Raw genomic sequence first — 11,348 nt, forward strand, 5'->3', positions numbered from 1 at the left:
GAAACCCGTCGTCACATCGCTGGGCGGAGCCGGCCGACCGGAATGCCACCACCGAGCACTGTCGTGCCCAACCGGCCGAGCACGCCGTCGGCAGCGGTCCTGTCGATGGCGCCCACCTGGGCGAGAAGTCCGACGGCAGCCACGCGCGCCGCCGAGATGCTCCCGTCGAGCACCTTCACGGCTGCCGTCGTGCCGTCCGGCATCGCCATGGTCATCAGCCCGTCTGCGCCGGCCTTGGCGTACGCGCCGACGTCCTCGATGAGCACCGTGTCAGGGCGTCCCGCTCCCGAAATCGCCCAGGCGTTCTCCTTGGCGCTGCGAGCGACCAACGCGGCGGTGCGATAGAGCGCGAAGGGCGACTGCTCGGATGCCGTCGCCATGCGCTGCACGCCGCGTGCCAGCCCGTTCAGGGTGATCGCGAACACCGGGGCGCCGCATCCGTCGACGGCCACGTGCGAAACCTTCTCGCCGGTCAGGCGTTCGACGACGTCTTTCACGTGCTGCTGCAGCGGATGCCGCTGGTCCGTGTACGCGCCGAGCGACCATCCGTTGGCGACGCAGGCCGCAAGCATCCCTGCGTGCTTTCCGGAGCACTCCATGTACACAGGGGCGGGGCTCGCACCCGACCGGATCACGTCGTCGCGGGAGGCGCGGTCGGCAGGCAGCGCAGGAGGGCACAGCAGCGCCCTATCGTCTAGACCGACAGAGGAGAGGATGCCCCTCACAACGGCGACGTGCGCAGCGGTTCCAGCGTGGCTGGCCGTCGCCAGCGCGGTCTGCTCTGCGTCGAGTCGGGCGCCCGCCGAGATGGAGGCGACCGCCTGGAACGGCTTCAGTGCCGAACGAGGGAGGATCGCGGCATCCGGGTCGCCGAGCGACAGCATCCGATCGCCTTCGGGGCCGAGCACGACAGCAGAGCCGGCGTGCCTGGTCTCGATGAATCCGCTTCGCTCGACGACCGCGAGCTCCACCGCCGATGAGATATCGAACGTTCCCGTCACAGGTGCCCGGGGGCCACGGTTCGACTCGCTCATGGTGTCTTCGAGTCTAGCCAAGGCGACAGGCGACGCGGCAGCACCGGGACGTTCCGTGCGGTGCCCGCCGGCAATGCGGCGGAGTGTGCGATCGGGCAGAGTGGGTACAGGCACACCGCGCTCAGGCGGAGGGAACCGACCCGACACCCGACGAGAGGATCAGCATATGAACGTCGATCACCACTTCGCGCTCACCCTCGAGTGGACGGGCAATCGGGGCACCGGCACGAGCGGCTATCGCGACTACGGCCGCGATCACGTCGTGCGTGCGGAGGGGAACCCGCCGATCGAGGGGTCGAGCGACCGCGCCTTCTTCGGCGATCCGGAGCGCTGGAACCCCGAAGAGCTGCTGGTCGCCGCGCTCTCGCAATGCCATCTGCTCAGCTACCTGCACGTCGCGCAACGGCACGGCGTCGTGGTCACCGCCTACAGCGATTCGGCTACCGGAACCATGACGACGACCGCCGACGGCGGCGGTCATTTCACCTCGGTCACGCTACGTCCAGACGTGACGGTCAGCGACCCTGCGCACATCGAGCTGGCGCAGAGCCTGCACGAGGAGGCCGCTCGACTGTGCTTCATCGCGTCGTCTGTGAACTTCCCGGTCGAGCACGAGTCCGTCGCCCACGTGGCCTGATGCAGGCGTTTCAGTCTGGCGCCGACCCTTCGGCCTGACGTCGCACCTTCTGTCCGCCGTCGACTCTTCGGCCTGAGGCCGACGTGAGGGACCGCCGGGCCGCCCGTACGAACGACGTTATTCGGCGGGGCCTTCGTTGTAGACGCCCGCTTCGACCTGTCCGCTCAGGCGCTGGATCTCGGCCATGATCGCATCCGTCGCCTCACGCCGCGCGCGGCCGCTGGTCGCCGGTCCGAACGACGACACGTCGATCGGGGTGCCGAACGCCACCGTCACCCGCGCGAACTTCGGCAGGTTCTTTCCGACCGGCTGCAGTCGCTCCGTTCCGATCAGCCCGACGGGCACGACCGGGACCCCCGTGGTCAGTGCCAGCCAGGCGACACCGGTGCGACCGCGGTAGAGACGCCCGTCGCGGGAGCGGGTGCCCTCCGGGTACAGCGCGAACGCGTTGCCTGCCTCGAGGATGTCCCTGCTCAGCTCGAGCGCGTCCTGCGAGTCTCTGCCGGCACCGCGCTTAACACCGACGGCGCCGATCGCGGTGAAGAACACGCGCTTCACCCACCCGCTGATCCCATGGCCCTCGAAGTAGTGCGATTTTGCGAGGAACTGCACGGGTCTCGGTGCCACCACCGGAATGACCACGCTGTCGATGAAGGAGAGATGGTTGCTGGCCAGGATGACCGCGCCCGACTTGGGCACGTTCTGCCTCCCGAGCACGCGCGGCCGGTACATCGCCCGTGCGAAGGGTGCGACGACGAAACGGCCGAACCCGTAGAGGAAGCCGATGCGAGGAGTGGGGGTGTCGATCTGCTGTCGCTGCGTCTGCACCGGTGTGTGCGGCGCGAGGACGCGCGACGTCGAAGTCATGGTTCGACGATACGTCGCGGCATATGCCCTGCGGCGCATGCTCGTGACCGGTTCTACAGTCCCGTGCGCGGATCGGGGAAGCAGCGGGCGCCGTCTCTGAGGTTCAGACATCCGTCGTGCTGCACGGGGAAGGGCACGGTCAGCGGCGAGCCGAACCACTCCTTGTAGAGCCGCCAGAAGTTCAGGTTGCCGAACGTGGAGCAGTCGGTCATGACGTCGGGATGTCGCACGGTCTCCGGCGTCGGCTGGTACGGCGTGTAGTTGTAGAGGTTCGCCGTCGCTTGGTTGCGGATATTCACCACGCTCGATCCGCACTCGGCATTCGGGTGATAGAGGATCGACACCTTGCCGACGTGATACCGCCAGGACGAGCCGCCGACGGTGTACTCGCGGAATTGCCACGCAGCGTTGTACAGCTGGTTGAAGAAGCCGAAGTAGTCGGCGTCGCAGGCGGCTGTGTCGGGACATCCGTAGCCCGTCGCACGTTGGTAGCCGTACGCGCTCGGATGCGTGAGCAGGGACTGTTCCTTCTGCAGCAGTACCAGCAGCACCTTCGGGCTGACGCGGCACGCCTGCGCCACGGCGGCGATGATGGCGCTGGCCCGCTGCCCCTTCCCGCCGTGATACGCCGCGCAGTGGGCGTACTGCATGGGCTCGTCCTGGGTGTCCTGCCGGTAGTCGGCGAGACACGGCACCCCGTCGGAGGGCGTGCACTTCTTGGTCTCGAGGAAGCGCTGCACCTGGCGCGCGGTCATCGTGTCGGGATCGTAGAAGGCGGCGTCGCTGATGATGAGGCCCGCGTGGAAGGTCGCGTCGGATGTGGTCGTCTGAGCGGCAGGGCGCGGGACGACCGCCGCGAGAATGAGAAACGCGAGAACCGCGAGAACGGCGCTCGCGACGATCACGATGTCACCCGTTGAAGCGCGGAGAACCCATCCGCCCAGGCGCGCTGACTCGCGATCGCGTTCGGGCATGCACCGACACTATGGGCTGGGGGCTCGGCTGTGCACGCGCAACGCGTCAGCCGTGGCGATCGGCTCCGCTGTCACGACCGGCGCTTGAGGACGGCCCCGGCGAGGGCGTCTTGCGAGGCGATCACGCCGTCCGCGAATCCGTAGCGCACCGACTCCTCCGCGTCGTACCAGGCATCCCTGTCGCCGTCGCGCAGAATCTCCTCGATCGTGTGCCCGGTCTGCTCCGCCGTGATCTTGGCCATCTCGTTCTTGAACTTCACGATCTGCTCGGCCTGCCTGCTGATGTCGGCGGCCGTTCCACCGAAGCCGCCGTGCGGTTGATGCATGACGATCCGCGTGTTCGGCAGCACGAAGCGTTTGCCCGGCGTACCCGAGCTGAGCAGGAACTGTGCCATCGAGGCGGCGAAGCCGATACCCACCGTGAGGATGTCGGGGCTCACATAGCGCATCACGTCGTAGATCGCGAAGCCTGCCGTCACAGACCCGCCCGGCGAGTTGATGTAGAGCTGGATGTCGCGCTCCGGGTCGGCCGCAGCCAGCAGCAGCAGCTTCGCGCAGATCTCGTTGGCGACGGCGTCATCGACCTCGACGCCGAGAAAAACGATGCGGTCGTCGAGCAGCTTGTCGAAGACCTGAGGGGGGATGCTTGCGGTGTCCGGCACGGGAATCCTTCCGTCGTGCGTCCCCGGTGGCGACGCTGATGCGACCATCGTGCGGCGCTCTCCGCGACGCCGGGCGGCTTTCTGCCGCGGGCGACTTAGCTCACAGCAGAACCGATTTGCAGGCGTGCGAGACGGGTCGACGCGTAGCCTTGCGTCATGCTCCTGCGACACGCGGTCGGATCGGCCATCAGGCGTCTGCGCCTCGCTCAGGGCCTCACCCTGCGCCAGGTCTCCGAGTTGTCGGCGGTGTCGCTGCCCTACCTCTCCGAGATCGAACGGGGTCGCAAGGAGCCGTCCAGCGAGATCATCCAGACGGTCTGCGCCGTGCTGGGCGTCACGCTTCGCGAATTGATGCACGAGACGGATGTCGAACTCGTTTCGGCTGAGCGCGGGCCGGGCGCGCAGGCAGTCGCCCCCGTGCTCGACCTGACGGTGCGACGGCGCGAGGCCGCGCTGATCGCGCAGGCCGCGGCATCCCACCGGCCGTCCGAAAGCGGATCGGCGCAGTTGCTCGTCGCCTGAACCGGCCACGGTCCTCAGTCTCCGCACTCCGTTCCTCTCTCGGCGCTCCTCTTTTCTCTGCGCTCCGTTCTCGCTTCCCAGCGTCGACAGAGCCGCATAGGGCACACTGAGGTGCCCCCTTTTCGTCTTCAGAAAGCTTTGTCGTGCGCACGAAGATCTCCGCCATCCTTGCCGTCTCCGCTGCAACCCTGCTGCTTGCAGGGTGCGCCGGCACGGCCTCCGGCAGTACCGCGACGTCGACGTCGTCCGCGAAATCGGCCTCGAGCGCCTGCACGCCACCGAAGTCCGGTTCGGTCTCCGACGCGGTCAAGGTCACCGGCGCCAAGAACGCAGAGCCCGCCGTGACGTTCACGAAGCCCTTGAAGGCGACCTCGACGGAGCGCAGCTACGTCACCAAGGGTGACGGCGCAGAGGCGAAGAAGGGCACGATGGTGGATGTCTCGCTGGTCGCCTACAACGGGACGAGCGGAGCCAAATTGGTCAGCAGCGGGTACGGAAGCGACGCCCCTGTTCCGTATTCCGTGGGCGATTCCACTCTGATTCCGGGGATCACCGACGCCATCGAATGTGCGCCGGTGGGTTCGCGCCTCGTGACGACGGCCACCGCGAAGGCGGCATGGGGCGGCGCAGACCCGACGCAGATCGGCCTGAAGACCACGGACACCGTGGTGTTCGTCGCCGACATCGTCGACGCGGTCCCCACGAAGGCCGATGGGGCGGCCCAGCCCGCGCAGGCCGGATTCCCGACCGTGAAGCTTGCCGCCAGCGGCAAGCCGACGATCACCATTCCGAAGGACACGAAGCCCTCGACGGAGACCAAGGTCGAGGTCCTCAAGAAGGGGACCGGCGCCGCCGTCAAATCGACCGACGGCGTGTTCATCCAGTACCAGGGCGTCAACTGGCGAACCGGCAAGGTCTTCGACCAGAGCTGGGGCAAGTCGCTGCCCGTGCAGCCAGAGGCGGTCAGCGGTTTCGTCAAGGGCTTCCAGCAGGCACTCATCGGCCAGACCGTCGGATCGCAAGTGCTCGTCGTCATCCCGCCTGCCGCCGGTTACGGCACGGCAGGCAGTTCACAAGCGGGGATCAAGGGCACCGACACGATCGTCTTCGTGATCGACATTCTGCGAACCTTCGCCGCGTCGTAGACCGGCGGCTCTGTCACCGCTCGCAGATACCATGAGCGGATGCGCAAGGTACTGATTCTCGGCTCCACCGGTTCGATCGGAACCCAGGCGCTCGACGTCATCCGAGCCAACGCGGACCGCTTCGAGGTCGTTGGCCTGTCCGCCGGCAGCGACAGGGAAGGGCTGAACGCCCAGGCAGCGGAATTCCGGGTCGAGCACACGGCACTCGGTGCCCACGAGTCCGAACAGCTCGTGCGCGACGTCGACGCCGACGTGGTGCTCAACGGCATCACGGGATCTGTCGGGCTCGGTCCGACCCTCGCCGCACTCGAATCCGGTCGCACGCTCGCTCTGGCGAACAAGGAATCGCTGATCGTCGGCGGCGAACTGGTCTCCTCGATCGCGAAGCCCGGGCAGATCGTGCCTGTCGACTCTGAGCACTCGGCGATCGCGCAGGCGCTTCTCGCCGGCGACAAGCGCGAAGTGCGCAGGCTGGTGGTCACGGCATCCGGCGGCCCGTTCAGGGGAAGGAGCCGCGACGAGCTGAGGGATGTCACGCCGCAGCAGGCGCTCGCACACCCCACCTGGAAAATGGGGCTGGTCGTCACGACCAACTCCGCGACACTCGTGAACAAGGGCCTCGAGGTGATCGAGGCGCACCTGCTGTTCGACGTGCCTTACGACAGCATCGACGTCGCCGTGCATCCGCAGTCGATCGTGCACTCCATGGTGGAGTTCGTCGACGGTTCGACGATCGCGCAAGCGTCACCGCCCGACATGCGGTTGCCGATCTCGCTCGGCCTGGACTGGCCGCACCGGGTGGCCGGTGTCGGTGCTCCGCTCGACTTCGCGAAGGCGCAGTCCTGGACCTTCGAGCCGCTCGACGACGAAGCGTTCCCCGCCGTACGTCTTGCCAAGCGTGTCGGGCTCGCGGGATCGACCTACCCGGCCGTGTTCAATGCGGCCAACGAGCAGGCGGTCGCCGCGTTCCACACCGGGCGCATCGGCTTTCTCGACATCCTCGACATCATCGAACAGGTCGTCGACGATCACGAGCCTGCCACGTCCCTCGACCTCGACACGCTCGCCGAGGCGGAGCGCTGGGCACGCGAGACGGCCGACGTCGTCATCGCCTCGTAGCTCGGCGACGCGGGTCAGAGCCGCTCGCGGTACCACTCGGCTGTGGTGGTCAGGGCCTCGTGCCACGGCGTCTCCTCGGCCCCGAGCAGGTGGGATGTCTCGGTCGCGTCGATCACGAACGGCGTCGTGAACTGATAGCTCGACGCGTGGATCTCGCGCATCATCGGGCTGAAGACGCCGAGCGATCGCAGCATCCACTGCGGGTAAGCGGATGCCTCTCCCGACGTGCCGTAGATGGCGTTCAGCTGCGCCGCGATCTCCGCCCTCGGATGCGGGGCGCCGCTCGGCACATGCCAGATGCGCCCCCATGCGCCCGTCCAGTCCGACGCCGCGATCAACGTCGACACGATGTCGGGCAGGTAGCTCCAACTGTGGTCGAGCTCTGGGCTGCCGACACCGCGCGCCGTCTTCGACCTCAGGATGCCGGTGAAGAACGCGTCTCCGAGGTGCGCGGTCCCCGTTGCGCCCGGCCCGAAGTAGTCGCTTGCCCGCACTTCGACACCGCGGATCCGTCCCTGCTCCGTCGCCTCGCGCACGAGTTGCCAGCCGGCCTTGCGTACCAGTCCCTTCGTCTCATGCGTCGTCTCGGTCGAGTGTTCCGTCATCGGTCCGGTCGGCGTTCCGTATGGATAGAGGTTGCCCATCACGACGAGGGATGCCCCGGTGCGCTCGGCCGCCGTCACCGTCGCTGAGAAGATCGGCGGCCAGTCCTTCTGCCACGTCGTGTACGGCGGGTTCGTCGCGAGGAAGATCGTGTCGGCGTGCGCGGCCGCGCGGGAGACGGCATCCGGGTCGCTCGCATCGAGCGGCAGGGGCTGCGCGCCCTCGACCTTCCGGCCGGTACGCGTTCCGACTCGTACCTCGTCGCCACGTTCGGCGAGCCGCTGCGCGAGCGGTGAGCCGATCAATCCGGCACCGAGAACGAGCGAAACGGCCATCGACATCTCCGTAGGTTGGTGAGCGCTGCTCTGGTGACGATAGGGGAACCTGATGCGTATCTCAAGAGCGGTGCTCACTAATACTTTCGTGCGAGTGGCAGGATGGAGGGGTGACAGACGGGTCAGTCCGTCGGGGGCGGAAGCCGGTGATCTCGCGCGAGCGCGTGCTCGACGCGGCGGCTGACGCGCTCGCGAACGCCGGCGCGGATTCGATCTCGCTGCGCGCCATCGCGCGGTCGCTCGGGGTGGTGAGCTCGGCGATCTATCGGCACTACTCCAGTCGCGACGAGCTGCTCACCGATCTGATCGTGCAGACGCACGCGTCACTGGGGGAGCACGTGACGCGCGCCGAGGCATCCGTCGCATCGTCGGACACCCGAGAGCGGTTCGCCGTGATCGTGCGAAGCACGCGTGCGTGGGCGGGGCAGAATCCGCATCGCTACGCGCTCATCTACGGCACGCCGGTTCCCGGCTACCGGGCACCGCAGTCGATCCTCGAGCCCGCGGCGGTGGTCGGTTCGCTCATCGCGAGAGTCATCGCGGATGCCGCGGCATCCGGCGGCACGCTCCCCGCCGACCCTGCACGCGACGCCGCTGCTCCCGCGTTCGTCCCACTCGCCGAGGCGTTCGGCCTGGAGCCCGAGCTCGCGCCGGCGGTTGCGGAAGGGGTCGCGGTGTGGTCGCAGCTGTTCGGGCACCTGTCCTTCGAGCTGTTCGGCCACTACGTCGGCGTCGTCGATGATGTGGATGCCTATACGGAGTTCCTCATCGCCGACATGAGCAGGCGGCTGGGTCTCTCCCGACCGGCCGAGCGTTCGCAAGGCTGACCGGCCGGGACCCGCCGGCTACTTGGTGGCCGTCGGAGTCGGCGTCGGCGTCGAGGTCGACGCGGAGGCGCTGACAGCCGACTCGACGAACGAGGCGAAGGTGCTGGCATCCGTCAGCGAGCCGTTGTACTGCTGACCGTTGACGATCACCGTCGGTGTGCCGCTCACCTTCGCGACCGAGGAGTTCGCGAGCGGCTTCGTCAGCGAACGCGTGGTCGACGCTGCCACCCAAGAGGAGAATTTGTTGTTGTTCACACACTTCGTGATGTCGGAGGAACTCGCACCGGCGCCCTTGAGTATCGACAGGATCTTCGTGTCGGTCAGACCGCTGGTGTTCTCGGCAGGTTGGTCCTTGAACAGGGCCGTATTGACGGCGTAGTACGCGTCTGGCTTGTAGTTGGCCACACACGCGGCGGCGTTCATCGCGCGCGACGAATACTTCGTGCCGTTGCTGGAGGCATCCAGCATCGCCAGCGGGTGGATCTCCAACTGTGCGATGCCCGCGTCGAGCCACTGGCCGATCTGGGTCGTGTTCGCCGTCTCGAATTCCTGGCAGTAGGGGCACTGGTAATCGAGGTACACGGTGATGTAGGCCTTGGTCGTGGTGTCAGGCTGTGACGTCGCGATTGGAGTCGCTCCTGGCTGCAGCGCAGGAGTGCGCACGGCCTTCGTGGTCGACGTGAGCACGATGCCGTTGCTGATCATGTTCTTGGGACCGGCGGAGGTCTGGCCTTGCGGAATCGAGTTCACGATGACGAGCGCGACCACGGCGAGCACCGCGACGATCACCACGCCGATCGACCCCTGGATGATCCACCTGCGCGTGCGGGCCTTTCTCTTCGCCTCTTCGCGCAGGAGCCGTGCGTGCTCGCGAGCTTCTTCGCGACGGTCCTTCTTGCTCGGTCCGTTCGCGCCGCGGCCAGTAGCCATCTGCCATCCTCAACTCGATCAGGGGGGTGTCGGAACGAGGGTAGCGTGACCCGGCTATGCGTTTCGTGAGCGGATGCCGCTGAAAGGCTCCGTTCGGGGAGCGCACAGATGTCATCCGGTTAGCATTTCGCATATGTCCTCCGTGCTGCCCTTCATCGTCGGCGTGCTGATCTTCGTGATCGGCCTCGCTCTGTCGATCGCGCTGCACGAGCTCGGACATCTCACGGCGGCCAAGGCGTTCGGCGTCAAAGTGACCCAGTACATGGTGGGATTCGGAAGGACACTGTTCTCGTTCCGCAAGGGCGAGACCGAGTACGGCGTGAAGATGCTGCCCTTCGGCGGCTACATCGCGATGATCGGCATGTTCCCGCCGAAGCATCCCGGCGACGCCCCGAGGGATGCCTCGACGGGCTTCTACAACTCGCTCGTGATGACAGACGGAGGCCTTGGCGCCTCAGCTGAGCAACGGGCGCAGCAGACGACGGGCGAGCAGCGCAGAGGCACGCTCGGCACCTGGGCCGAAGAGGCGAGGATAGCCAGCGCCGAGACGATCCCCGACGGAGAGGACCACCGCGCCTTCTACCGGCTGCACCCGTTCAAGCGCATCATCGTCATGCTCGCCGGACCGTTCATGAACCTCGTGATCGCATTCGTGCTGATCGCGATCATGCTCAGCGGCATCGGCGTCCAGGCCGCGAGCACCACCGTGCAGTCTGTATCAGCGTGTCTGAAGCCCGCGACGACGACGAGCACGACGTGCGCGACATCCGATCCCGCGTCCCCCGCTGCCGCCGCCGGCCTCAGGTCCGGCGACCGCATCGTGAAGTACGACGGCACGGCGATCACGAGCTGGGAGCAGCTCTCCACGAAAATCCAGAACTCGGCGGGTGAGATCGTGCCCGTCGTCGTCGAGCGCGACGGCAAGGACGTCACGCTGCAGATCACGCCGAAGCAGACCGAGGGCCAGGTCATCGATTCCTCGACCGGCAAGACCGTCACCAAGAACATCGGCATGATCGGCATCTCACCGACGACCGAGTTCCAACCGCAGTCGATCGGCACGGCGTTCGCATCAACTGGGCAGCAGCTCGGCCAGGTCGTCGGCGTGGTGATCAACCTGCCCGAACGCATGGTCGGCGTGTGGAACGCGGCATTCGGGTCGGGTGAGCGTTCGGCGTCCAGCCCCGTCGGCATCATCGGCGTCGGCCGCATGGCCGGAGAGATCGCCGACAGCAGCTCGTACGCGTTCATGTCGAAGATCCAGCTGATGCTGAGCCTGCTCGCCTCGCTCAACCTGGCGCTGTTCGTGTTCAACATGATCCCGTTGCTGCCCCTCGACGGCGGCCACATCGCCGGCGCGATCTGGGAATGGCTGAAGCGCGGATGGTTCAAGGCCACGCGTCGCGGCACCTCGCCGAAGCCCGTCGACATGGCCAGGCTGATGCCACTCACCTACGCGGTGATCATCGTGCTCGGAGCGATGAGCCTGCTGTTGGCGTACGCGGACATCGTGAAGCCGATCAGTCTTCCTGGGTGATGTGCGCGCCCGGCCCCGCCGGGCGCGCCGCTGCCCGCAGGGTGCGAGGGTGCGAGGGTGCGAGGGTGCGTTCGGTGCAGGTGAGTACCGCTCGCCACGATTCAGGACATGTCGGTCGGCGTCCACATATCCGGCATAGCCGGCCGCATGTCCTGA

The 11,348-nt window shown here is 67.0% G+C and carries 12 protein-coding genes; 6 read left to right on the plus strand and 6 right to left on the minus strand.

Annotated elements, in window-relative coordinates; all coding sequences use genetic code 11:
• Window positions 1-11: 11 nt before the first annotated feature.
• Window positions 12-1,034, minus strand: a complete 1,023-nt coding sequence (locus MJ603_RS10520; protein ID WP_243063665.1) for an asparaginase — start codon at window positions 1,032-1,034, stop codon at window positions 12-14.
• A gap of 166 nt (window positions 1,035-1,200) precedes the next feature.
• Between MJ603_RS10520 and MJ603_RS10525 the strand changes: the two genes are divergently transcribed.
• Window positions 1,201-1,671, plus strand: a complete 471-nt coding sequence (locus tag MJ603_RS10525) for an OsmC family protein (RefSeq protein ID WP_243063666.1) — start codon at window positions 1,201-1,203, stop codon at window positions 1,669-1,671.
• Between the two features lie 117 nt (window positions 1,672-1,788).
• Here MJ603_RS10525 and MJ603_RS10530 read toward each other — a convergent pair whose 3' ends face one another.
• The 3 genes from MJ603_RS10530 to MJ603_RS10540 all read right to left on the minus strand — a co-directional run bounded on the left by MJ603_RS10530 (window position 1,789) and on the right by MJ603_RS10540 (window position 4,156).
• Window positions 1,789-2,538: a 1-acyl-sn-glycerol-3-phosphate acyltransferase gene (locus MJ603_RS10530; RefSeq protein ID WP_243063667.1), complete on the minus strand. Its 750-nt coding sequence runs from the start codon at window positions 2,536-2,538 to the stop codon at window positions 1,789-1,791.
• Window positions 2,539-2,591: 53 nt separating this feature from the next.
• On the minus strand, window positions 2,592-3,512 hold the full coding sequence (locus MJ603_RS10535; protein WP_243063668.1) for a hypothetical protein: 921 nt from the start codon (window positions 3,510-3,512) through the stop codon (window positions 2,592-2,594).
• 71 nt (window positions 3,513-3,583) lie between these two features.
• Window positions 3,584-4,156 (minus strand): ClpP family protease, encoded by a 573-nt coding sequence (locus MJ603_RS10540; RefSeq protein WP_243063833.1) that lies wholly within the window; start codon window positions 4,154-4,156, stop codon window positions 3,584-3,586.
• A 174-nt stretch (window positions 4,157-4,330) separates the two neighbouring features.
• On the opposite strand from MJ603_RS10540, the gene MJ603_RS10545 reads away from it, so the two are divergent.
• The 3 genes from MJ603_RS10545 (at window position 4,331) to dxr (ending at window position 6,960) form a co-directional block, all read left to right on the plus strand.
• On the plus strand, window positions 4,331-4,696 hold the full coding sequence (locus MJ603_RS10545) for a helix-turn-helix domain-containing protein (RefSeq protein ID WP_243063669.1): 366 nt from the start codon (window positions 4,331-4,333) through the stop codon (window positions 4,694-4,696).
• A gap of 143 nt (window positions 4,697-4,839) precedes the next feature.
• The gene (locus MJ603_RS10550) at window positions 4,840-5,841 is read left to right on the plus strand and encodes an FKBP-type peptidyl-prolyl cis-trans isomerase (RefSeq protein ID WP_243063670.1); all 1,002 of its coding nucleotides are present in this window, start codon (window positions 4,840-4,842) and stop codon (window positions 5,839-5,841) included.
• Window positions 5,842-5,880: 39 nt separating this feature from the next.
• The gene (dxr, locus tag MJ603_RS10555; protein ID WP_243063671.1) at window positions 5,881-6,960 is read left to right on the plus strand and encodes a 1-deoxy-D-xylulose-5-phosphate reductoisomerase; all 1,080 of its coding nucleotides are present in this window, start codon (window positions 5,881-5,883) and stop codon (window positions 6,958-6,960) included.
• Window positions 6,961-6,974: 14 nt separating this feature from the next.
• Here dxr and MJ603_RS10560 read toward each other — a convergent pair whose 3' ends face one another.
• Window positions 6,975-7,898, minus strand: a complete 924-nt coding sequence (locus MJ603_RS10560) for an NAD-dependent epimerase/dehydratase family protein (protein WP_243063672.1) — start codon at window positions 7,896-7,898, stop codon at window positions 6,975-6,977.
• A 110-nt stretch (window positions 7,899-8,008) separates the two neighbouring features.
• Between MJ603_RS10560 and MJ603_RS10565 the strand changes: the two genes are divergently transcribed.
• Window positions 8,009-8,725 (plus strand): TetR/AcrR family transcriptional regulator, encoded by a 717-nt coding sequence (locus MJ603_RS10565; RefSeq protein ID WP_243063673.1) that lies wholly within the window; start codon window positions 8,009-8,011, stop codon window positions 8,723-8,725.
• Between the two features lie 18 nt (window positions 8,726-8,743).
• Here the strand turns inward: MJ603_RS10565 and MJ603_RS10570 are convergent, their stop codons facing one another.
• The gene (locus tag MJ603_RS10570) at window positions 8,744-9,655 is read right to left on the minus strand and encodes a thioredoxin domain-containing protein (protein ID WP_243063674.1); all 912 of its coding nucleotides are present in this window, start codon (window positions 9,653-9,655) and stop codon (window positions 8,744-8,746) included.
• Window positions 9,656-9,788: 133 nt separating this feature from the next.
• Between MJ603_RS10570 and MJ603_RS10575 the strand changes: the two genes are divergently transcribed.
• Window positions 9,789-11,192 (plus strand): RIP metalloprotease, encoded by a 1,404-nt coding sequence (locus tag MJ603_RS10575; RefSeq protein WP_243063675.1) that lies wholly within the window; start codon window positions 9,789-9,791, stop codon window positions 11,190-11,192.
• Window positions 11,193-11,348 lie beyond the last annotated feature (156 nt).

This window comes from Humibacter sp. RRB41 (assembly GCF_022761015.1).
Classification (GTDB): domain Bacteria; phylum Actinomycetota; class Actinomycetes; order Actinomycetales; family Microbacteriaceae; genus Humibacter.

What these genes read in the sequence shown, in the direction of transcription:
- MJ603_RS10520 (WP_243063665.1), bottom strand. Translation starts at nt 1,034, where the DNA reads ATGAGCGAGTCGAACCGTGGCCCCCGGGCACCTGTGACGGGAACGTTC.
- MJ603_RS10525 (WP_243063666.1), top strand. Translation starts at nt 1,201, where the DNA reads ATGAACGTCGATCACCACTTCGCGCTCACCCTCGAGTGGACGGGCAAT.
- MJ603_RS10530 (WP_243063667.1), bottom strand. Translation starts at nt 2,538, where the DNA reads ATGACTTCGACGTCGCGCGTCCTCGCGCCGCACACACCGGTGCAGACG.
- MJ603_RS10535 (WP_243063668.1), bottom strand. Translation starts at nt 3,512, where the DNA reads ATGCCCGAACGCGATCGCGAGTCAGCGCGCCTGGGCGGATGGGTTCTC.
- MJ603_RS10545 (WP_243063669.1), top strand. Translation starts at nt 4,331, where the DNA reads ATGCTCCTGCGACACGCGGTCGGATCGGCCATCAGGCGTCTGCGCCTC.
- dxr (WP_243063671.1), top strand. Translation starts at nt 5,881, where the DNA reads ATGCGCAAGGTACTGATTCTCGGCTCCACCGGTTCGATCGGAACCCAG.
- MJ603_RS10560 (WP_243063672.1), bottom strand. Translation starts at nt 7,898, where the DNA reads ATGGCCGTTTCGCTCGTTCTCGGTGCCGGATTGATCGGCTCACCGCTC.
- MJ603_RS10570 (WP_243063674.1), bottom strand. Translation starts at nt 9,655, where the DNA reads ATGGCTACTGGCCGCGGCGCGAACGGACCGAGCAAGAAGGACCGTCGC.
- MJ603_RS10575 (WP_243063675.1), top strand. Translation starts at nt 9,789, where the DNA reads ATGTCCTCCGTGCTGCCCTTCATCGTCGGCGTGCTGATCTTCGTGATC.